This is a genomic window from Desulfuromusa ferrireducens (assembly GCF_055389805.1).
The window spans coordinates 2,596,955-2,617,240 of the sequence record NZ_AP042415.1 but is presented as its reverse complement, the minus strand read 5'-3'; the positions used below and the strand labels follow the sequence as shown (position 1 = coordinate 2,617,240).

Annotated in this window: 23 protein-coding genes; 22 read left to right on the top strand and 1 reads right to left on the bottom strand. The window is 40.4% G+C overall.

Annotated elements, in window-relative coordinates; all coding sequences use genetic code 11:
- Positions 1 to 8: 8 nt before the first annotated feature.
- From ACZ5PT_RS11800 to ACZ5PT_RS11745, 12 genes are all read left to right on the top strand, one after another.
- Positions 9 to 521, top strand: a complete 513-nt coding sequence (locus ACZ5PT_RS11800) for a DUF4823 domain-containing protein (protein WP_464263235.1) — start codon at positions 9 to 11, stop codon at positions 519 to 521.
- Between the two features lie 167 nt (positions 522 to 688).
- Positions 689 to 1,863, top strand: a protein-coding gene (locus ACZ5PT_RS11795) for an IS3 family transposase (protein WP_464263224.1) whose coding sequence is annotated in 2 segments (ribosomal slippage) — positions 689 to 959 and positions 959 to 1,863 — 1,176 coding nt in all. Because the reading frame shifts where the segments join, the coding sequence is not laid out codon by codon here.
- Between the two features lie 61 nt (positions 1,864 to 1,924).
- Positions 1,925 to 2,389: a cytochrome c oxidase assembly factor Coa1 family protein gene (locus ACZ5PT_RS11790; protein WP_464263234.1), complete on the top strand. Its 465-nt coding sequence runs from the start codon at positions 1,925 to 1,927 to the stop codon at positions 2,387 to 2,389.
- Between the two features lie 97 nt (positions 2,390 to 2,486).
- Positions 2,487 to 3,545 (top strand): lysozyme inhibitor LprI family protein, encoded by a 1,059-nt coding sequence (locus ACZ5PT_RS11785; RefSeq protein ID WP_464263233.1) that lies wholly within the window; start codon positions 2,487 to 2,489, stop codon positions 3,543 to 3,545.
- Between the two features lie 81 nt (positions 3,546 to 3,626).
- Positions 3,627 to 4,052 (top strand): hypothetical protein, encoded by a 426-nt coding sequence (locus ACZ5PT_RS11780; protein ID WP_464263232.1) that lies wholly within the window; start codon positions 3,627 to 3,629, stop codon positions 4,050 to 4,052.
- Positions 4,053 to 4,194: 142 nt separating this feature from the next.
- Positions 4,195 to 5,010: a hypothetical protein gene (locus ACZ5PT_RS11775; RefSeq protein ID WP_464263231.1), complete on the top strand. Its 816-nt coding sequence runs from the start codon at positions 4,195 to 4,197 to the stop codon at positions 5,008 to 5,010.
- Between the two features lie 66 nt (positions 5,011 to 5,076).
- Positions 5,077 to 5,574, top strand: a complete 498-nt coding sequence (locus ACZ5PT_RS11770) for a hypothetical protein (RefSeq protein WP_464263230.1) — start codon at positions 5,077 to 5,079, stop codon at positions 5,572 to 5,574.
- A 124-nt stretch (positions 5,575 to 5,698) separates the two neighbouring features.
- Positions 5,699 to 6,166, top strand: coding sequence for a hypothetical protein (locus ACZ5PT_RS11765; protein ID WP_464263229.1), 468 nt, complete (start codon positions 5,699 to 5,701; stop codon positions 6,164 to 6,166).
- A gap of 573 nt (positions 6,167 to 6,739) precedes the next feature.
- On the top strand, positions 6,740 to 7,597 hold the full coding sequence (locus ACZ5PT_RS11760; protein WP_464263228.1) for a DUF3800 domain-containing protein: 858 nt from the start codon (positions 6,740 to 6,742) through the stop codon (positions 7,595 to 7,597).
- A gap of 126 nt (positions 7,598 to 7,723) precedes the next feature.
- Entirely contained in the window at positions 7,724 to 8,359 is a 636-nt protein-coding gene (locus ACZ5PT_RS11755; protein WP_464263227.1) for a DUF5677 domain-containing protein, read from the top strand.
- Positions 8,360 to 8,476: 117 nt separating this feature from the next.
- Positions 8,477 to 8,896: a cytochrome c oxidase assembly factor Coa1 family protein gene (locus tag ACZ5PT_RS11750; RefSeq protein ID WP_464263226.1), complete on the top strand. Its 420-nt coding sequence runs from the start codon at positions 8,477 to 8,479 to the stop codon at positions 8,894 to 8,896.
- Positions 8,897 to 9,463: 567 nt separating this feature from the next.
- Positions 9,464 to 9,868: a hypothetical protein gene (locus tag ACZ5PT_RS11745; protein WP_464263225.1), complete on the top strand. Its 405-nt coding sequence runs from the start codon at positions 9,464 to 9,466 to the stop codon at positions 9,866 to 9,868.
- A gap of 188 nt (positions 9,869 to 10,056) precedes the next feature.
- On the opposite strand, the gene ACZ5PT_RS11740 is transcribed toward ACZ5PT_RS11745, so the two are convergent.
- Positions 10,057 to 11,231, bottom strand: a protein-coding gene (locus tag ACZ5PT_RS11740; RefSeq protein WP_464263224.1) for an IS3 family transposase whose coding sequence is annotated in 2 segments (ribosomal slippage) — positions 10,057 to 10,961 and positions 10,961 to 11,231 — 1,176 coding nt in all. Because the reading frame shifts where the segments join, the coding sequence is not laid out codon by codon here.
- 82 nt (positions 11,232 to 11,313) lie between these two features.
- Between ACZ5PT_RS11740 and ACZ5PT_RS11735 the strand changes: the two genes are divergently transcribed.
- The 10 genes from ACZ5PT_RS11735 (at position 11,314) to ACZ5PT_RS11690 (ending at position 20,227) form a co-directional block, all read left to right on the top strand.
- Positions 11,314 to 11,805, top strand: a complete 492-nt coding sequence (locus ACZ5PT_RS11735; protein WP_464263223.1) for a hypothetical protein — start codon at positions 11,314 to 11,316, stop codon at positions 11,803 to 11,805.
- A gap of 574 nt (positions 11,806 to 12,379) precedes the next feature.
- Positions 12,380 to 12,970 (top strand): hypothetical protein, encoded by a 591-nt coding sequence (locus tag ACZ5PT_RS11730; protein WP_464263222.1) that lies wholly within the window; start codon positions 12,380 to 12,382, stop codon positions 12,968 to 12,970.
- Between the two features lie 563 nt (positions 12,971 to 13,533).
- Positions 13,534 to 14,235: a hypothetical protein gene (locus ACZ5PT_RS11725; protein ID WP_464263221.1), complete on the top strand. Its 702-nt coding sequence runs from the start codon at positions 13,534 to 13,536 to the stop codon at positions 14,233 to 14,235.
- A 132-nt stretch (positions 14,236 to 14,367) separates the two neighbouring features.
- Complete coding sequence (locus ACZ5PT_RS11720) at positions 14,368 to 14,877, top strand: hypothetical protein (protein WP_464263220.1); 510 nt, start codon at positions 14,368 to 14,370, stop codon at positions 14,875 to 14,877.
- A 148-nt stretch (positions 14,878 to 15,025) separates the two neighbouring features.
- A complete protein-coding gene (locus ACZ5PT_RS11715) occupies positions 15,026 to 15,355 on the top strand; it encodes a DMT family transporter (RefSeq protein ID WP_464263219.1) in 330 nt (109 codons plus the stop codon).
- A 131-nt stretch (positions 15,356 to 15,486) separates the two neighbouring features.
- Positions 15,487 to 15,822, top strand: coding sequence for a hypothetical protein (locus ACZ5PT_RS11710; RefSeq protein WP_464263218.1), 336 nt, complete (start codon positions 15,487 to 15,489; stop codon positions 15,820 to 15,822).
- Positions 15,823 to 15,920: 98 nt separating this feature from the next.
- A complete protein-coding gene (locus tag ACZ5PT_RS11705) occupies positions 15,921 to 16,802 on the top strand; it encodes a hypothetical protein (RefSeq protein ID WP_464263217.1) in 882 nt (293 codons plus the stop codon).
- A gap of 591 nt (positions 16,803 to 17,393) precedes the next feature.
- Complete coding sequence (locus ACZ5PT_RS11700; protein ID WP_464263216.1) at positions 17,394 to 18,572, top strand: aminotransferase class III-fold pyridoxal phosphate-dependent enzyme; 1,179 nt, start codon at positions 17,394 to 17,396, stop codon at positions 18,570 to 18,572.
- A 153-nt stretch (positions 18,573 to 18,725) separates the two neighbouring features.
- Positions 18,726 to 19,283 (top strand): hypothetical protein, encoded by a 558-nt coding sequence (locus ACZ5PT_RS11695; protein WP_464263215.1) that lies wholly within the window; start codon positions 18,726 to 18,728, stop codon positions 19,281 to 19,283.
- 137 nt (positions 19,284 to 19,420) lie between these two features.
- Positions 19,421 to 20,227: a DUF2971 domain-containing protein gene (locus ACZ5PT_RS11690; RefSeq protein ID WP_464263214.1), complete on the top strand. Its 807-nt coding sequence runs from the start codon at positions 19,421 to 19,423 to the stop codon at positions 20,225 to 20,227.
- Positions 20,228 to 20,286 lie beyond the last annotated feature (59 nt).

Below are 20,286 nucleotides of genomic sequence, written 5' to 3'. Positions count from 1 at the left end.
AGATTTAAATGCGTTTCATTCTACTTGTTATTGCCATGTTATTCCTATCTGGCTGTGCTGCCAAATACGGTCAAACCAGCCTGACTACGCCAAATTCAAAATTTATGAAAGAAGCACCTGTCATAATCGCGACTCCGGGTAATGGGTTTTATGAAACTACGGAGCACCGATCCTCTGGCAGAATGACAGCTCTAGCAGTTGATGCTGCATTTTCAAAATATGCAACAAATGCCACCGTTGCAAAAGATTGTGATTCCCTCAACTGCTTAAAAGAAAAATACCCCAACGAATACCAATATTATGTCGTCCCCGAAATTCTGCATTGGGAAGAGCGTGCCACAGAGTGGTCAGGTATCCCCGATAGAATTGAGGTTCAATTATCAATCTACGAGAAGGAAACCTGGAAAGACATTGCTTCAACGACAATTTCAGGAAAAAGCAAATGGGCAACTTTTGGCGGAGACCATCCCCAAGACCTACTCCCGACCCCTTTAAACAATTATGTCGGTAGTCTCTACTGAAAAACTCTAACAAACCAATCAACGCGGACGGAAAACGCTTCTGCTATAAATTGAAAAGCAAAACCAATTGCGGTGACGCACGCAAGTTCGCGTCGCCGCCGGTTTGAGGTAGGTTGAAAAATATGGACACCAAAGTTTAGAGTAGTTCTCACAATGGAGGTGTCAGAATGGAAAGAGGTCCAAACGGCCGCTACTCGAAGGAGTTTCGGGATGAGGCTGTGAAAATGGTTATTGAAGGTGGAGTGTCCGCCTATGAGGTGTCACGTCGCCTTTCCTTGCCGAAATCAACCCTTGAAAATTGGGTGAGAGCGTTCAAGGAAGGCAAGCTAAGGGATATCGGAGACCACCGACGCCCCTTAACCGAGGTCGAACTGGAGCTTGCCAGAGTTAAGCGAGAACTGGCTCAGGTCAAGCAGGAGCGCGATATTTTAAAAAAAGCCGCCGCGTACTTTGCCAAGGAGTCGCTGCCCAGTACGCGCTGATAAAACAGATGCGGCCCAATTATTCAGTTCCGATCCTCTGTCGAACACTTGGCGTATCGCCAAGTGGATATTATGCCTGGCTGAAACAGCCCGAGTCACCTCGCCAAAAAGAGGAGAAGCGACTCGAAATTGAGATCAAGGCAGCCCACAAGAGGACTCGGGAAACTTATGGTCCCGAGCGATTACAGGAAGACCTTGCAGAGCAAGGAGTTCATGTCGGTATCCATCGGATCAAGCGAATACGTAAGAAGCTTGGCCTCAGCTGCAAGCAAAAAAAGAAGTTCAAGGCCACGACAAACTCTAACCATTCGCTTCCTGTTGCCGAGAACCTGCTTGAGCAAAAGTTTGACGTCGAGGCCCCCAATCAAGCGTGGGTGACTGATATTACATACATCCCCACTGCCGAGGGCTGGCTGTACCTTGCTGGCCATAAAGACCTCTTCACGGGGGAAGTCGTTGGATATGCAATGGGCGAGAGAATGACGAAGAATTTGGTCAGTCAGTCTCTTTTTCGAGCGGTATCAGCCAAGCGTCCGCCACCGGACCTGATCAATCATTCAGACCGGGGCAGCCAGTATTGTTCAAAAGAGTATCAACGTCTGTTGAAACAGTTCGGCATGCGACCATCAATGAGTCGCAGAGGGAATTGCTATGACAACGCCCCGATAGAGAGCTTCTGGGGAGTATTGAAAAACGAATTGGTTCACCATCGTAGATACGCCACCAGAAAAGAGGCGATGCGGGAAATTACGGAATACATCGAAATCTTCTACAACAGGCAAAGGCGACAGAAAAGGTTGAGTTATTTATCGCCTGCGGCCTTTGAACAAAATTATTACAGAGAACTAAATGCAGCTTGAGGTCATTTGGTGTCCACTATTGACGACCGACCTCAGTTATCATGAACCGTTAGGCATTTAAATGATAAAACTTTTGCTTTTAATCCTAATTGCCGCACTACTTGTTTGCAGCACTTGGTTTTTTCTAAAACGAGCTAAACCAAAATATCGTCTCTATGTAATATCCATAATTGTAGCTTGGGTAGCCATAGGCTTATTTGCAACTTCCTATTCGTCAAAGAAACATCCCGTTTATGAAAGTTCACTTAGCACCATAGAAAATGACTTAGTAATTAAAGAATTAATTGGTGAACCAATAAAAACCGGCTACTCCATGAAAGCAACCTATGATGACACTTTTGGGCGCTTTAAATACCCAATCAGTGGCCCGAATGGCGAGGGTACAGTTCATGTTTACGCAGAGAAAAATGGTGGGAATTGGCTTTATAGAATTTTCGACGTAAAAGTTAAAAATATTACGGTCGATCTAAAGCCTATGCCTAACAAACCAATGAACCGGACGGAAAATACTTCTGCTTTAAATTGAAAAACAAAACCAAATTTCGGTGGATCACGCAAGTTCGCGTCGCCGCCGGTTATCATGAACCGTTATATTTTCAATCGATATGAAGGTGATTGAGCAAATGAAAACAATTAGACTAATCCTCATATTTTCAATAATTTGTCCTGGCTTAAGTTTTGGCAAATGGAGTGATCCTAGCTTTGACTGCAGTCTGGCAAAAACGAGAATAGAAAAAACAATATGTGAAGACGGATACCTTTCATGGAACGACTCCTCCATGTCTAGTAAATATAAAAAACTTCTGTCCAGGGGAATTGTAAATTTAAAACATGAACAAAGGGAGTGGATCAAAGAAAGAGATGCATGTTCAAAAATTAACAATGAAAAAACATTCAATGAATGCGTAACAAGTGCATATCGAAAACGCATAAATGAATTAAATATTTTGTCAGTCAAGACTGATTACCCTGAGAATGGTTGGGGTCGTTATGAGGTAGTTGATTGGTGGCCAACAGGAATTAAGACCCACATAACTGGTATGTCTCCAAATGACGAGGAAACATGCCGTTCTTTTGAAGGTTTTTTGAATGATTTACCAACCAAACAACCTTATGTCTGCATTGTCGAAAGTAAGGACAACAGTTTCAGGCGGCCTGAGTGGAAAACCATAGACAAAGAAATAGACAAAACTACCGTAAGAAAAATATTTGAAAGTTTATTTAAAACGGGAATTTTAACAGAGCATTACAAGAAACTATTCAATAAGGGTGAATTCGCAATCAGAAAAACAACCATAAATGAAACAACAGACCTTGGCGGTACGGGAACAGTTTATGAACTGTTAACACATAAGAAATGTGAAAAGGAAAATCCAGAATGGCTCATCAAAGGTCTTGAAAAGGGTAATTTTTACTTTTCTGAACTTCAAAATGGCGAATTTGAAATACTTTTTAATTATCCCTGGTTTGTTGAATTGCTCATGCATGAGAATAAAACTTTTTTTTACACATTTTCTTCACACAATATTGACATTAATTGGTCTGTACTTGACAAAAAAATACAGGTTATTGACCTTTATAATAAAACAAAAAATCGCTACAAAAGATCATGCAGGTTCCAATACATAAAATATAACAAATCAATCAACGCGGACGGAAAATACGTCTGTTTTAATTTTTAAGAATTCGGTGGGGCACGGAACGTCGCGTCGCCGCCGGTTATCATTACCCGTTAGAATGCAAAAATAAATATGAGGGGCATCTTGAAGAAAACCATTCTCATAGCCTGTATTTCTTGTTTACTGGTAGCCACAGCATTTATCTCTTATCAAATTGGCCTATCGAATGGTTTCGGCTATGGCTATACATATGAAGCTACCCATTCCGCACCCTCACGTGGACTAGAAACTCTTATTGCATTAGAAAATTTCCGTTTGGGCGAAACAGAAAATGCGATTATCATCCTTGAAACCGCATTAGACAGCAGCATTATTGTTCACCATGCGGGAACCAACGATATTAAGATCCCAGTACCCTACATGTCCGTGTTTCCGGACAGTTCAGAAGCAGAAACCAATATTATGAAACGACTAGCAAAATACAGAAAAGAGAATCCATCACCAAGTCCATATCCTGACCCTATGGTGAGAAAATCTATTGAGAATGCCTTAAATTACTATCTTCAGTAAAAATGCATTCTAACAAACTAATCAACGCGGACGGAAAATGCTTCTGCTTTAAATTGAAAAGCAAAACCAAATTGCGGTGGGACACGCAAGCTCGCGTCGCCGCCGGTTATCATGAACCGTTAGGCTTCAAAAGGAAAAATATATGTCTCAATCCGGAGAGCTTCCACGAGAAATATGTATAGCCTTAAACCGTGAAGCCGCGATGAGTTCCATGTCTATAGGTATTGGTCTAACCCAGATAAGGAAATACAATTTCGCACAGAATGGATTGTTCTATAGCGGTATTCTTTCATACGTATCCGGAATCGAGAGACTACTTAAAATAATACTGATATACGATTATCGATTAAACAATGATGACAACTTCCCCAGCAATAATTACTTAAAAGATTTAGGTCACAAAATTTCAGATTTATTAACAACCTCACGTGAGATAAATACTAGGAACTCACTGTCCGTTGTCGATTCGTTTTTCGATCAAGATTTCATATATCCAAACTTAATTTCATTTCTCAGTGATTTTGCAATCCAAGCAAGATATTACAATCTCGACTACTTAACCGGGAAACAACAGGCAGGACTAGAGCCTCTCACCCGATGGGAATCGGAGGTTTGCTCTGAGATAATAAAGCGGCATTACAAGCCAAGATCAAAAAATACAGAAACAATAAATGAACTCTCAGGTTTAATGGCAGACAATTCCATTGTCCACCATACAAGGGAAGATGGTTCAGAAATTAATAACGTCTTTGACCTTATGACGCACAGTGATCAGATTCCTGTAAAACAAAAATATTCCATGTTTTACCTATATGTCATAGCCCGATATTTAAGCAATATTTGCAGGGAACTTGAATGTAAAGGTAATTTCTCCCCGTTTCTCAGCGAGTCATTTGATTTATTTAGAGTAAGTAACAATAGTTATGTACTTAATAAAAAAACATGGAATCCGAATTAACAATAATGCCTAACAATGCAATCAACGCGGACGGAAAATGCTTCTGCTTTAAATTTGAATAGTTCGGTGGGTCGCGAGCAGTTCGTCGCCGCCGGTTATCGTTACCCGTTAGCTTTCAAAATTATGAATAAAGAAATTCTACATACGGAACTATCTAATTTTATTAAAATAGCAGAAGAAAATAATATCGATTTTGCAAAATACACCAACGATTGCAGCGCCACAAAATTTGTTGTAAAAAAAGACGGATCAAGTCGTTACAAATCACGAATAATCTACGACTTTCACAACCTTTACCGTGATCAGGAATATGAAAGATTCTTCCCCCATTATGTATTAGCAATCTTGAACAAATCGTACCTTATGTACGAACTACAAAATGAAATAAGTATATGGGTTTGCTACACAGAAGAAGATTTCCGCGAAAATGGTTACATAGAAAAATTGTTGAAATATCTTATCGAAATGTATCCAGAAAAAAGAATCACAATTGACACGTTCAATAAGAGTTTACATAAAACTTGCTCTGATCTCGGCATCAACTTATTTAGGCAAGAAAGCTAACAAACCAATCAACGCGGACGGAAAATACTTCTGCCCTAAATTGAAAAGCAAAATCTAAAATTGCGGTGGGTCACGCAAGTTCGCGTCGCCGCCGGTTATCATGAACCGTTAGCAAGCAAGAATTATGAAATGCAATAAGTGCCAAAAAAATATCAGCAGTATTAAAGGGGAAGTTGCTGCCTATTCCATGTGGGCGCTAATCCCTCTTTGGTTCTTTCTACTGGGGCCGATATCTGCGGTCACGTTTGCGGGCCTTGGCTGGTACTTTTACAAAACACATAATTCAAAAAGTTTCGTGTGTGCCGATTGCCTGGTTCAAAATTGTCCAAGTTGCGACAAAGAAATGTCTTCAAGAAAATTCTGCAATAACTGCAAAATCATCCTTTGCCCGCTTTGCGGAAATCAGCAACATCACGAAAAAGGAACTTCATGGTTGAAGGCATCAATATTATTTCCAGTCACTTTTGTAGCTGCAATCGGACTGTTCTTTATTGATCCGTGGCTAGTGCCTCTTTCATATATGTTTTACGTTATTCTTACTGCGCCAAATTGCCAAAATTGTAGTGAAAAAGTGTATTTATCTGCGTTTTAAAAAACTTGCTAACAACTAAATCAACCGGACGGAAAATACGGCTGTTTTAAATTGAAAAACAAAACCAAATTGCGGTGGTGGCCAAAACTTCGCGTCGCCGCCGGTTATCATGAACCGTTAGCAGGCAAAATTTGAAAAGGCGTAAATTTCAGTCCCGCTTTTCGAGCAACATTGAAAGTCGAAATTTATTCCTTTGTCAAAAATTGTAATTGAATCACAATAGGAAACTTCGGAGGGGTTCGAAATGATCGACAGAAAACATATTTTCTGCCCCGCCGATCAAACACAAATAACTGCATAAAATCATATTGTCCGCCCAGGAATCTGCTCATCGCAAAAAGCGCGTTCCCCCGAAAAGGCGGTAGCGAAAGAAAAGCAAAAAGGCATCCAGTTTTTTGGTTGTAATTTGTAAGCTTTCAGCCTCTTGCGAAGCCAGCTAACAAACCAATCAACCGGACGGAAAACGCTTCTGCTTAAAATTGAATAAGCAAAACCAATTGCGGTGGGTCACGCAAGTTCGCGTCGCCGCCGGTTATCATGACCCGTTAGTTGCAAAAATAAATCGGAGGGGAAATGCATTTTTTCTATTTAGACGAAAGTGGTGACACAGGAGCAAATTTAAATGATCCGCACCAGCCAATTTTTGTGCTTGCTGGTCTCAGCGTAGCTGACAAAAAATGGAACAATACAAAAGAACGATTAGACGCGATCATTTCAACTTATTTTAACGGGGAAATCCCACAAGGTTTTGAGCTTCATACAATCGAGCTACTGTCCCCAAATGGCGAAGGTCCATTTGCGGGTCACGCTATTGAACGTCGTCTTCAACTTGTAAGAGACCTTCTTTCGCTAATCGAAGAACTGGGTCATCACATCCACTACTTTGCTATGGAGAAACAAATTCTCCAAGCCGCAAACTGTGAATATCAAACGATTTACGACACAAAAACACCTTACCTAACCAGTTTTGACTACCTAATCACCTATATTAATTGGCATATAAAAAAGAATTTGGGCCAATCGGCGCGTGGCATGATTGTAATGGACGAAAAAGAAGAACATCATCAAAATGTTGAAGACATAATCCACAATCGTCGTTTTGGCGTGCCGAATAATCAAAAGGTTAAATGGTTAGTCGAGTTTAGCTACCCTGTAGATTCAACTAAAAATCCAATGATACAGCTATCCGACCTTATCGCTCTTTGTATCAAAAGATTCCTCGAAATAAAAAAAGGCTATAAGGAAAATGTTCCTGCCGTTGTACGGCAGTTTTATGCTGAATGCTTCAACACTATCGACAAAAGGGTTGTCGGTCGAAAGGTAATCCCTAGAAACGGAAGAAATCTAAATCATTTCAACGATTTTATCGAAGGCATTCAATGTAAACCAAAAGTACAATGGCGCAGAGAGTTCGGTGTAAACCGCAACTAACAACTTAATCAACCGGACGGAAAATGCTTCTGCTTTTAATTGAAAAGCAAAACCAAATTGTGGTGGGTCACGCAAGTTCGCGTCGCCGCCGGTTATCATGAACCGTTAGGCTCCTAGGAATAAAGATTGAAGATAAAACTCTCTCACAAAGATGATTTAGAACTCTCCCGGAAGGGAATTTCTCAACTCATAAATCAATTAAAAACCAAAGATTATACAGAGCAAAACAATGCTCTTCTATATATTTTGAACGATATTGATAGAGAGATTATTAAATTAATAAAAAGTATCAATCAGCTTGATTATACAAGCCTACATACTCGTAACATTTTCGAACGGTACCTTATTCTGAGACATGTCTATTCGGACAGAAATGCGCTCCGGTGTTGGTATGGCCAGCAACACAAAGATTCAACTGATGTTAGAAATGGCTTCAAAAAATTACTTCAAAAACGAAATTTAGACACTTCTGCAGTAGACGAAGTCCAGGCATTTGATGACAAGTCTCTAAAAGAAAGTCATTACAAATTGGAGAAGAATTTCAATATTAGAGAATTAGCCAAAGACCATGGTTACGAAGATGATTATTTGTTTGTATATAAACTGAGCTCAAAATTAGTTCATCCATCATCCATGAAAGTAAATGGCTTTGCTGAGCTCACGGAAAACAACAATTACCTCACTGTCATCATGCAAATTGCAGTGTATTTCTGTCAAAAAGCTGAAAAATATTCTGCGAAAATCAGGAAAGAAATAGCCTAACAACGCAATCAACCGGACGGAAAATACGTCTGTGCAAATTTGAAAAGCAAAACCAAATTGCGGTGGGTCACGCAAGTTCGCGTCGTCGCCGGTTATCATGAACCGTTAGGCATCTAAATGATTACAATCTTAATTTTTGCAGTAGTGGCTGCGGCAATAATTGGTTGCCTGGTATTTTTACTCCGCGGAAATAAAACAAAATATAGACCTTATGCATTTGTAGTGCTCGTATTAGCTGGCCTTTCGATCAGTTATTTCTCAATGAGTAAACATCCGGTCTACATGGAATCAATAAATGAAATCAGTAACAACCAGGAAATCATAGAGCAAATAGGGGCACCTGTTAAAACGGGCCTGTCAATGAAGGCAACTTATGACGATTCATTCGGGCGTTTTAAGTTCCCAATTGAGGGGCCAAAAGGTCACGGAACAGTTTCAATATATGCCGAAAATATTAATGGTCTTTGGGTTTACAAAACATTTGAAGTAAAAATTGCAAATAAAACCATTAACTTAAAAGATATGCCTAACAACTAAATCAACGCGGACGGAAAATACTTCTGCTTTAAATTGAAAAGCAAAATCTAAATTGCGGTGGTGGCCAAAACTTCGCGTCGCCGCCGGTTATCATGAACCGTTAGGCGTCAGAAATGAAAATGAAATGATTAGAGTTTGGTCTGCATACATATTACTTGTTCTAGCCTGTGCGCCATTGATCCAGCCATCAATTACAGGCATAGAGTCAGTAACAAAAAATGGAATATTGTTTTCCTTTATTTCTTTTTTAACATTGTGGGCATGGATGTTTTTTCATTGTATTAGAAATAGAAAAAGCATTTTAGGCTTCGGTTCGTGGGCATTCTTTTTTGTGTTTCTAAATTTCATTGCGAGCTTCTTCTACTTATTTACGGTTTTTATGCCATATGAAAAAAACAAAATACGCCTAACAATAAAATCAACGCGGACGGAAAATGCTTCTGCTTTAAATTGAAAAGCAAAACCAAATTGCGGTGAGTCACGCAAGTTCGCGTCGCCGCCGGTTATCATGAACCGTTAGGTGCTTAAAAAATAACTATTCTAATCTTTTACTCATGGGAGGGGACAATGAACAAATTAAAACTCATCTGCTTGGCAATTTTCTTAATTATCCTCTGCGCTTGCTCTGGCACCAATATGAACAAGAAATATGGCAGATACCTACAAATATCAAATCCACTAACCCAAAAAATAGAAGCTCAAATCACCTTTCCCGATTCAACGATATGTCAAACTTCCAAATGGGCTGTTTCCCAAAGTTTCGGTAACGAATATTCAGAAATGAAAAACCTTTTTGAATGCAACTCAACCCCAACGGTAGAAGTTTTAAACTATTCATCAGAACTTAGAGTTGCAGGGACACCTCATATAATTTATGTCACATCAAAAGACGACAGCTTTTGTGAAAGCTTTACCACCGGAGCGGCACAAGATAACAACATCAACATAAAAAAAGAGTGCACTTCAAAATAGCACCTAACAACGTAATCAACGCGGACGGAAAATACTTCTGCGCTAAATTGAAAAGCAAAACCAATTGCGGTGGGTCACGCAAGTTAGCGTCGCCGCCGGTTATCATGAACCGTTAGCCTTCAAAATGAAATGCATGATAAAGCGAACATACAATGAGGTCGGTCGTCAATAGTGGACACCAAATGACCTCAAGCTGCATTTAGTTCTCTGTAATAATTTTGTTCAAAGGCCGCAGGCGATAAATAACTCAACCTTTTCTGTCGCCTTTGCCTGTTGTAGAAGATTTCGATGTATTCCGTAATTTCCCGCATCGCCTCTTTTCTGGTGGCGTATCTACGATGGTGAACCAATTCGTTTTTCAATACTCCCCAGAAGCTCTCTATCGGGGCGTTGTCATAGCAATTCCCTCTGCGACTCATTGATGGTCGCATGCCGAACTGTTTCAACAGACGTTGATACTCTTTTGAACAATACTGGCTGCCCCGGTCTGAATGATTGATCAGGTCCGGTGGCGGACGCTTGGCTGATACCGCTCGAAAAAGAGACTGACTGACCAAATTCTTCGTCATTCTCTCGCCCATTGCATATCCAACGACTTCCCCCGTGAAGAGGTCTTTATGGCCAGCAAGGTACAGCCAGCCCTCGGCAGTGGGGATGTATGTAATATCAGTCACCCACGCTTGATTGGGGGCCTCGACGTCAAACTTTTGCTCAAGCAGGTTCTCGGCAACAGGAAGCGAATGGTTAGAGTTTGTCGTGGCCTTGAACTTCTTTTTTTGCTTGCAGCTGAGGCCAAGCTTCTTACGTATTCGCTTGATCCGATGGATACCGACATGAACTCCTTGCTCTGCAAGGTCTTCCTGTAATCGCTCGGGACCATAAGTTTCCCGAGTCCTCTTGTGGGCTGCCTTGATCTCAATTTCGAGTCGCTTCTCCTCTTTTTGGCGAGGTGACTCGGGCTGTTTCAGCCAGGCATAATATCCACTTGGCGATACGCCAAGTGTTCGACAGAGGATCGGAACTGAATAATTGGGCCGCATCTGTTTTATCAGCGCGTACTGGGCAGCGACTCCTTGGCAAAGTACGCGGCGGCTTTTTTTAAAATATCGCGCTCCTGCTTGACCTGAGCCAGTTCTCGCTTAACTCTGGCAAGCTCCAGTTCGACCTCGGTTAAGGGGCGTCGGTGGTCTCCGATATCCCTTAGCTTGCCTTCCTTGAACGCTCTCACCCAATTTTCAAGGGTTGATTTCGGCAAGGAAAGGCGACGTGACACCTCATAGGCGGACACTCCACCTTCAATAACCATTTTCACAGCCTCATCCCGAAACTCCTTCGAGTAGCGGCCGTTTGGACCTCTTTCCATTCTGACACCTCCATTGTGAGAACTACTCTAAACTTTGGTGTCCATATTTTTCAACCTACCTCACAAACTAATTGCAGTTGTAGTGTTTATATTTCTGGCATGGTTGGTTTTCTACAACTACCTCCTGCCCCAAAAACCAATACTATTGTCGCTATTCGAGCCTGAAGGTTTATTTGAACCAATTGTTGAATTGAAAATAAAAAAAGAAAATATAAACAAAACGTTATCATTTGATTTTGAGCATGAATATGCTGGGGAGTATCTTGTTGGTCTGTATTTTAATAATCCATCACCATATGGAATCCCAATCGAAGATTGCGGCGCAATAACATTAACCTGCGAAAGCAGTGACAAAAAGCACTTCTCCAGAACCTACACGGTTTGGAGAGATCGTTTCGGCGGCCCAAGTGAGAAAAAAGTTAGAAATGCTGGAGTATTGTTCGACGCTTACAATGTCCCCAATAATATAAATAGAAATACAAACGTAAACGCGACCATAAGTTTAAAAGTAAAAAATCATTGTTTTGAAGAATATGGCCCATTTACATTTTTCATAAAAAGAAGTGGTAAGTAAAAAAGGCTAACAAACTAATCAACCGGACGGAAAATACGTCTGCGCTAAATTGAAAAGCAAAACCAAATTGCGGTGGGTAACGCAAATTCGCGTCGCCGCCGGTTATCATGAACCGTTAGAATTCGGAAATTGAAAAAGCATAAATTCAATATCCTCTTTTCAGCGAATTTGAATAACTGCAAAAGTTTCGCTTTGTTGAAATGACAAATAAGAGCAAAATGAAATAACTCGGAGGGGCGCCGGTTAATCATCAAAAGTTCGATCAATCCCCTTCCAAAACATAAAAAATCAATAACTGCATAAAAAGCAAAACTGCATCAATTCGTTTGGCCGCGAAAGGTTCAACGAAAAAGGAACGACCCGTTCCCGCGAAAGTTTTGTGGAACATGAAAAGCACAAGAATTCCAGCAATTTGAAATTGAAATTTTCGTTTTCATTGCAACAAGAATTCTAACAATATAATCAACCGGACGGAAAACGCTTCTGCTTTAAATTGAAAAGCAAAACCAATTGCGGTGGGTCACGCAAATTCGCGTCGCCGCCGGTTATCATGAACCGTTAGCTGTCAGAAATTATGGATATAAAAGAAAAAAAAATTGAGTTACTTGCGAAGCAATGCGAGATAATCGACCAAAAGATCCTTGCCTACCAAAGTCTTGGATCTAAGGTTCTCGGATTTGGTTCGACATTAGTATTGAGCATTTTAGCTTTAGCTCTAAAAGAAAAAGTAACTATGGTTCTCCTGGTTCTTCCAATCGGAATGTTTACTCTAATATTCTACTGGATGAACCTAAATTCATGGGTTCTCTCAGAGGGCGGATATAAAAAGGCAATAGAAGAAAAAATCAATAATATGCTAGGCGAAGATATTTATCTGTGGGAAACGAAAATTGTAAAATCAAAACACACGAATATAAACAATATTGCTCTCGATGTAATTTATGTACTAGTTCTATTTTCAAGTATTGCTGCAAGTGTTTATGCTTCAAAGCAAATAAAAATTGAAAATATTACTGAGTATACAATTGCAATAAACATCATTTTGTCATGCGTATCAGTTTTCTGCTTAGTGAGAAATAAGACCGAATTCTCAGATACTTATAATGAAGCATCAAAGCACTTTGAGAACGATACACAAAAAATAAAACAGCTAACAAAAAAATGAACCGGACGGAAAATACGTCTGCGCTAAATTGAATAGCAAAACCAAATTGCGGTGGTGGCCAAAACTTCGCGTCGCCGCCGGTTATCATGAACCGTTAGAATTCGGAAATTGAAAAAGCATAAATTCAATATCCTCTTTCCAGCGAATTTGAAAAACTGCAAAAGTTACGCTTTGTTGAAATGACAAATAAGAGCAAAATGAAGTAACTCGGAGGGGCGCCGGTTAATCATCAAAAGTTCTATCAATCCCCTTCCAAAACATAAAAAATCAATAACTGCATAAAAAGCAAAACTGCATCAATTCGTTTGGCCGCGAAAGGTTCAACGAAAAAGGAACGACCCGTTCCTGCGAAAGTTTTGTGGAACATGAAAAGCACAAGAATTCCAGCAATTTGAATTTAAAATTTACGTTTTCATTGCAACAAGAATTCTAACAATATAATCAACCGGACGGAAAACGCTTCTGCTTTAAATTGAAAAGCAAAACCAATTGCGGTTGGTCACGCAAGTTCGCGTCGCCGCCGGTTATCATGAACCGTTAGATGAAAAAAATGGAGGGAATAAATGATAACGATCAGGCCAGCTGTTATTCAAGACATTAAAAGAGAATTAGACCTCACTGCCTTCACGCAGCATTATTTCTCTGTCACCTCGCAGCAAAAAGATTACCTAATAAAAATTGAATTTAAGGGTGAGCAGAATTTTTATTTCCTCCTCAAGCAAGTTAAGCATGACAAACAACCATTTATCACCGAAGAGTCACCCGGTCTGCTAACACTCGAGCCCGAGAAAATGCAACATGAAAACATTCAAAATGCTCGCGGCAGAATTTATCAATGGGCATTGAGAATTGAACAAGACCATAAAGCTAACGTCCCAGGCTACAGTGACCTAGAGTCTTTGCGCGAAGAAATTCTTAAAAACATAACTGACAGTCTCAATTCAGACACCGCTAGCTTCACCCAAAACGAAAAGAACATTATGTTCGAAAAACTAAATGAGTTATCAAGCCAAGTAGAGGAACTTTACGCGGAAAAAACTGCAAACGGTCAACAAATCAACATAATGCGCCAGCAAATCAATAAACTTAAAGAAAGCGTAGAAATATTAAATAAACGTACTTGGTTGCTCTCAGCAGTTCATAGAGTTTTTGACATCTACAAAGAGGTCAAAGCTTCAACAAATGAAATCCCAGCACTAATCAGTGATTTTAACAATCTACTTCCAGACAATACGGAAATTGAAATAACGGAAGTAGTCGAATAATCATCTAACAAACTAATCAACGCGGACGGAAAACGCTTCTTCTTTAAATTGAAAAGCAAAACCAATTGCGGTGGGTCACGCAAGTCCGCGTCGCCGCCGGTTATCATGAACCGTTAGGTACAAGGAATTGAATTGATCATAATCGACAAAATCATATCAGTACTTTTTGTAGCAGGATTCATATTACTGCCAATATTTGTCATTATGAACATTCTGTCCGTATTCAATAAAAACAAAGTATCCAAAAGAATTAAATTTGTAATTTACATTTCATTTATCACTCCGATTCTTGGTGTTTTTCTACTCAGTCACATTATGTCTTCTTCTTGTTATGAAGAGACTATTAATTTTCTAACCGAAATAGACGGTAACCCTAAAATTTCAATAAATGCTTCGCCAGCAGACAATAATGACGAACTACTTTCAATGCTCAAAGGCATAAAAGATAACTACTTAGCGCACCACTCGCACCCAACCAAAAGTATTAAAATAAAAATAGAACAAAATGGTGAATCGTTGAGCCTTGTTCTACGGAGAGACTCACAGAAACCGCATGAATATTGGGTTTTCAACCCTCAATATGAACACACAAGTGCAAATGAAATTGCGCGAGTGACAACGTCACTATTAGACAATTATTGATCGAAAGAAAATGTACCTAACAAGAAAATCAACGCGGACGGAAAATGCTTCTGCTTTAAATTGAAAAGCAAAACCAAATTTCGGTGGGTCACGCAAGTTCGCGTCGCCGCCGGTTATCTTGAACCGTTAGATTTCAGAAAGAAAAAAAATGACTTACTCATATTTAGCAATTGCAATCATTGCCGAAGTCATTGCCACAAGTGCATTAAAGGCATCAGAAGGATTTACGAGGGTTATCCCAAGCCTTATCGTTATTATTGGATACGGAGCTGCCTTCTACTTCTTAACTCACGTATTAAAAACTATCCCTGTGGGTGTAACGTATGCAATTTGGTCAGGGCTCGGAATCGTTCTGGTCACGATTGCAGGCGTCATTTTATACAAGCAGACACCAGATCTTCCAGCAGTACTAGGAATGGGCTTAATAGTTGCGGGCGTGGTCGTGATAAACGTCTTTTCCAAAACAGTAGGGCACTAAATCTAACAATTTAATCAACGCGGACGGAAAACGCTTCTGCGCTAAATTGAAAAACAAAACCAATTGCGGTGGGTCACGCAGCTTCGCGTCGCCGCCGGTTATCATGAACCGTTAGAAGGCAAGAATAGAAATTGGAAACTAAACTAGAAAAATTTGCCAATTCAGACCTTAGTGCCACACCGAAATGGAGACTTACCCTCTATTTCATGATTGTCGTTTGTGGGCTTGCAGCAGCAATAATAACTTCATCTATTCAGCATCCTGAAATTGAAATCTGGCGGCACTTTTTAGCTTTCACAATTGGGGTTTCTGGTTTCACTGGTCTTTTTGTGCTTCTACATTATTCAATAAAAAGAAAAGACATAACACAAAGATATTTACCTATTATTTTGCGAGTTTGGTCAGCGATAATGACAATTCAAATATTATTCTTTATTGCAAAGTTATTAAGTCAAAAAGCCTTCTAACAAACTAATCAACGCGGACGGAAAATGCTTCTGCTTTAAATTGAAAAGCAAAACAAAATTGCGGTGGTGGCCAAAACTTCGCGTCGCCGCCGGTTATCATGAACCGTTATGCGTTTATATATAAAATGAATATTGATCCTAGCCATTCAAAAACACTAAAAATATCCAGCTCTGTATGGAGGGTGGATAGCCTTGTAGGCCTTCTAGATGAGCTTTCCAAAATTGAAGATTACAGCAAGAGATCAAATTCGCTCATATTTTATCGTGGGCACAAAGAAAAAAAGTGGCTTATTGACTCAACGTTTGTACGTTCTTTTAAAACAACTTTATTCGGAATAGAAGCTCATGAACGTCTAACAACCAGAATTGCTGACTCTAAAGAACATCATCTTTCGATTCTGAACTTATTCTTATTCAAGTTCGGTCTACTTTGTAGACCATCCGATGAACTTGAAGAAAAGGCCGCTGAGTTAGATCTTGATCCATGGTTCGAATTTATGAAGCGAATTCAGCAATATCCAGAGGAAGATGGTTTTTTCTTAAAAGGAACAAACCTTATTAATTGGAGCCTATCAAGTAATGTGGCCCTATTTTTTGCCAATGATGAGCGAGACAGCGATGGTGCACTATTTATTTGTAATGCAACAGCAACTGGAAATACACATCAGAAAGAACCACTTGGTAAAATATTAGAACTCATGGACCAAAAAGGAAACAACAATAACCCGCTTGGCATACCATTACTCATTCAACCATCAAAACATATATCAAACCCACGGCCGATAAATCAAGAGGCTGTGTACTTTGCTCAGATGGACATGCGATATGATCTCGAAACTATCTGGCATCAATCTTCGCAAGTAAATGGTGGCGATCGTATAGTTCTTAAAATTGAGTTACCAATTAAATTAAAGGCAGAAATTTCAAGTTATTTATCTGACAAAGGAATTAACAGAGAGTTTATTTACCCAGATGTGTAATAAAATACGCATAACAACGTAATCAACCGGACGGAATGGGCTTCTGCTTTTGGCCAAAAAACAAAAACTAAAATTGCGGTAGTGGCCGAACCTTCGCGTCGCCGCCGGTTATCATGAACCGTTAGGCATCTGAATGTTTAAAAGATTCATAGCTACGAACGCCACAATTTTTATAAGCTATTTCATCTTGTGGCATTTGGTTGGATTGGTTGATGAGAAATTCATAAAAATACCTCAATTTGAACTATTAATCTCAGCCTTAATTGTCGCAGCGGCAATCACGTTCATCGCTCGCAATATTCAGTATTTTTCAGTTTACCCAAAGGGGCAAAAATACCTATTAACAATACTTGTTGCCTCAGTTTGGTTTGCACTATGGTTCTGCACAAGCATAATTAGTTTGTTTTTTTATCCTGCCATTGGTGGTCACCATTAGCGGGATAATGCCTAACAAACCAATCAACCGGACGGAAAACGCTTCTGCTTTAAATTGAAAAGCAAAACCAATTGCGGTGGTTCACGCAAGTTCGCGTCGCCGCCGGTTATCATGAACCGTTAGCACTTCAAATCATAATCAATCAGGACAATTGAATGAGCCACTTACTCTGGTACCCTGGGCATGATTTATCGCTCATAAATATAGTTCGCGCTGAAAACTGTCATCTCTTTGATTCAGACGGAAAGGTCTACATTGATTTGGAATCGGGTGTCTGGAGCACCTCGATTGGACATGCTCACCCCAAATTTTTGCGCGCCTTGACCGATCAGGCCGCTCGTATCGCTCACACCGGCTTCTGCTACTCGAACACCGTCGTAGAGGAATCCGCACAAGAAATACTATCTTTACTCAAATTCGACCAAGGAAAGTGCGTGTTCCTCTGCTCGGGAAGTGAAGCAGTCGAATACAGCATAAGGGCAACACGTCAGATAGAACAGCGGCCGCTGTTGATGACCATGACGGACTCCTACTGCGGATCCTATGGTTCCGCATGGGAAAAGCGGGATGACGCGTGGTTCTGCTTTGACTGGGCGAAGTGCAATGTTTGTCCGTATGCCACCGAATGTAATGATAGCTGCGAGCATTGGTCAGCAATCCCATTCTCGAAAATTGGCGGTTTTCTATTTGAGCCTGGTAGCTCATCTGGTTTGGTGCGGTTTCCACCAAAGAAACTCATCAGAAATATTGTTGAAAAAATACGCAGTGGCAATGGCCTCATCATCGCCAACGAAGTGACCACTGGACTTGGTCGAACCGGGAAATGGTTTGGCTATCAGCATTACGATCTCTGTCCCGATATCGTTGCGATTGGGAAAGGGATTGGTAATGGCTATCCTGTCAGCTTGGCAGCCTTTTCAATGACAGTAGCAACGCGATTGGCGAAAAAGCCATTGCCTTATGCCCAATCTCATCAGAATGACCCGCTGGGTGCGACTATCGCACGAGAGGTCGTGCGAGCCATTTGTGACGAAGGTCTTATCAAAAGAGCCGAAGATCTTGCAGCAATACTTTCGAACGGACTTCAAGGAATCAAGGTGCGAACGAACAGAATTAAGGAAGTTCGGGCCAGAGGGCTGATGATTGCCATAGAATTAACTGACGACTCGAAAGGCTCATATACCTCCCACGTTAGAAAAGAACTTCTGGCCCAAGGCTATATCGTAGCCCAGCGGCCTGGTATCAATGTGCTAAGAATTGATCCCAGTCTAACAATTGAAAATAAAAATATTGAAGGGTTCCTGCAAACATTCGAGTCCGTGCTAACCATTTAATCAACCGGACGGAAAATACGTCTGCGCTAAATTAAAAAACAAAACCAAATTGTGGTGGGTCATGCAAGTTCGCGTCGCCGCCGGTTATCATGAACCGTTATGTGCAATCAATAGATGATGCACCCTACTACACTACCCAAAAGGGGGGTCTACATGTCCTACAAATCCACATTTCAACATTTATGCTTATTTGCAATCTTCTTGGTTTCACTAGTCGGTTGTGCAGGAAAATACAAGCCTGCCGAAAATATGGCCAACCTTAATGTGCAGTTTGCAAGTTCACTCTGGGATGGAGTCAAAGTTCCAGAAAACCAACAATGCAACAAATTTGGCGGTAATGCGGAAACACCTAGTTTGAAAATTTCAAATATTCCTCCGAATACTAATGCATTAATCGTTGAATACAGTGATCGCGATGCACAGCAAATGGACAATGGTGGTCACGGCAAAGTTGGCTACACAATCGCCACCAAAACAACTGAAGTGACTATTCCGTCCATAAAGGGACATACCTTTGAACTTCCAGGGGAGTTCTTCATTGTGTCCCCTCATGCAAACCCGAGTTGGGATAAAGCAGGGGCCTATATGCCACCGTGCTCTGGTGGTCGTGGGAATAGATACTACGCAACTGTAAAAGCGGTTTATGAAGCCCCCGAAGGCCAACAATCTGAGCTTTTCGGAAAAGGTAAAATTGAACTAGGAAAGTACTAAATCAAAAAAGCACATAACAAATAAATCAACCGGACGGAAAATCCGTCTGCGCAAAATTGAAAAATATAAAAGGCGGTGGCGCACGCAAGTTCGCGTCGCCGCCGGTTATCATGAACCGTTAGGCATCTGGAAATTTTATGAAGAACCCAGAAATTACATCTCTATTCAAATATCGTTCAGTTGACGAACTAACTATTGAGATGCTCGTCAATATGAAAATGTGGTGCGCACAACCATCAACCTTTAACGACCCTTTCGAATGCGCATTCGATATGCACGGTGACTTCACCCAAGAAGAACACAGAAACCACCTTTTAAAACACTTCGGGACAGACGATAAAGTTGCAACAAAAAAGATGCTTGATGAGTATGGTTCCGATGAGAAATTTAATGGAATAAAGGCATTACAGCCAAAAGCAAAAGAAAAAAGTAAAAATGCCATTTCAAAGCTCGGTATTTTCAGCATGAGTGAAGACCCTTTAAATATACTGATGTGGGCTCATTATTCCAATGACCACAAAGGCATCTGTATTGAATTTGAGCGTACAGAAAAAAACGCACTCGGGAACAGTACTCACACCGACAAAGTGACTTATTCAAGGGACCTTCCGAGATTCAGCTACCTTGAGGCGTTAACTAGCAGACCGAATCAAGATGACATTTTTCTTACTAAATCTGAAATGTGGAGTTACGAAAAAGAATGGCGTCTTGTAGTGGCAGAAGGCAATCAAACGTACCCAATGCCAGCAAACATTATTTCTATAATCTTTGGCCTTAGAACCCCTGATCGACATCAAGAACTAATTTACAATATTATGTCGAAACACAAGGGTGTTAAATTTAAAAAAGTAGTTGAAATAGAAGGAAAATATCAACTCCAAGCAAATGATCTGCAATTTAACATCATCCCTTGGAATGTTCATAAACCAGAGCTATTTAAATAATGCCTAACAATAAAATCAACCGGACGGAAAATACTTCTGCGCTAAATTGAAAAGCAAAA

Coding starts and splice junctions, on each gene's coding strand:
- ACZ5PT_RS11800 (WP_464263235.1), top strand. CDS start 9: ATGCGTTTCATTCTACTTGTTATTGCCATGTTATTCCTATCTGGCTGT.
- ACZ5PT_RS11790 (WP_464263234.1), top strand. CDS start 1,925: ATGATAAAACTTTTGCTTTTAATCCTAATTGCCGCACTACTTGTTTGC.
- ACZ5PT_RS11785 (WP_464263233.1), top strand. CDS start 2,487: ATGAAAACAATTAGACTAATCCTCATATTTTCAATAATTTGTCCTGGC.
- ACZ5PT_RS11775 (WP_464263231.1), top strand. CDS start 4,195: ATGTCTCAATCCGGAGAGCTTCCACGAGAAATATGTATAGCCTTAAAC.
- ACZ5PT_RS11765 (WP_464263229.1), top strand. CDS start 5,699: ATGAAATGCAATAAGTGCCAAAAAAATATCAGCAGTATTAAAGGGGAA.
- ACZ5PT_RS11760 (WP_464263228.1), top strand. CDS start 6,740: ATGCATTTTTTCTATTTAGACGAAAGTGGTGACACAGGAGCAAATTTA.
- ACZ5PT_RS11750 (WP_464263226.1), top strand. CDS start 8,477: ATGATTACAATCTTAATTTTTGCAGTAGTGGCTGCGGCAATAATTGGT.
- ACZ5PT_RS11745 (WP_464263225.1), top strand. CDS start 9,464: ATGAACAAATTAAAACTCATCTGCTTGGCAATTTTCTTAATTATCCTC.
- ACZ5PT_RS11730 (WP_464263222.1), top strand. CDS start 12,380: ATGGATATAAAAGAAAAAAAAATTGAGTTACTTGCGAAGCAATGCGAG.
- ACZ5PT_RS11725 (WP_464263221.1), top strand. CDS start 13,534: ATGATAACGATCAGGCCAGCTGTTATTCAAGACATTAAAAGAGAATTA.
- ACZ5PT_RS11715 (WP_464263219.1), top strand. CDS start 15,026: ATGACTTACTCATATTTAGCAATTGCAATCATTGCCGAAGTCATTGCC.
- ACZ5PT_RS11705 (WP_464263217.1), top strand. CDS start 15,921: ATGAACCGTTATGCGTTTATATATAAAATGAATATTGATCCTAGCCAT.
- ACZ5PT_RS11700 (WP_464263216.1), top strand. CDS start 17,394: ATGAGCCACTTACTCTGGTACCCTGGGCATGATTTATCGCTCATAAAT.
- ACZ5PT_RS11695 (WP_464263215.1), top strand. CDS start 18,726: ATGTCCTACAAATCCACATTTCAACATTTATGCTTATTTGCAATCTTC.
- ACZ5PT_RS11690 (WP_464263214.1), top strand. CDS start 19,421: ATGAAGAACCCAGAAATTACATCTCTATTCAAATATCGTTCAGTTGAC.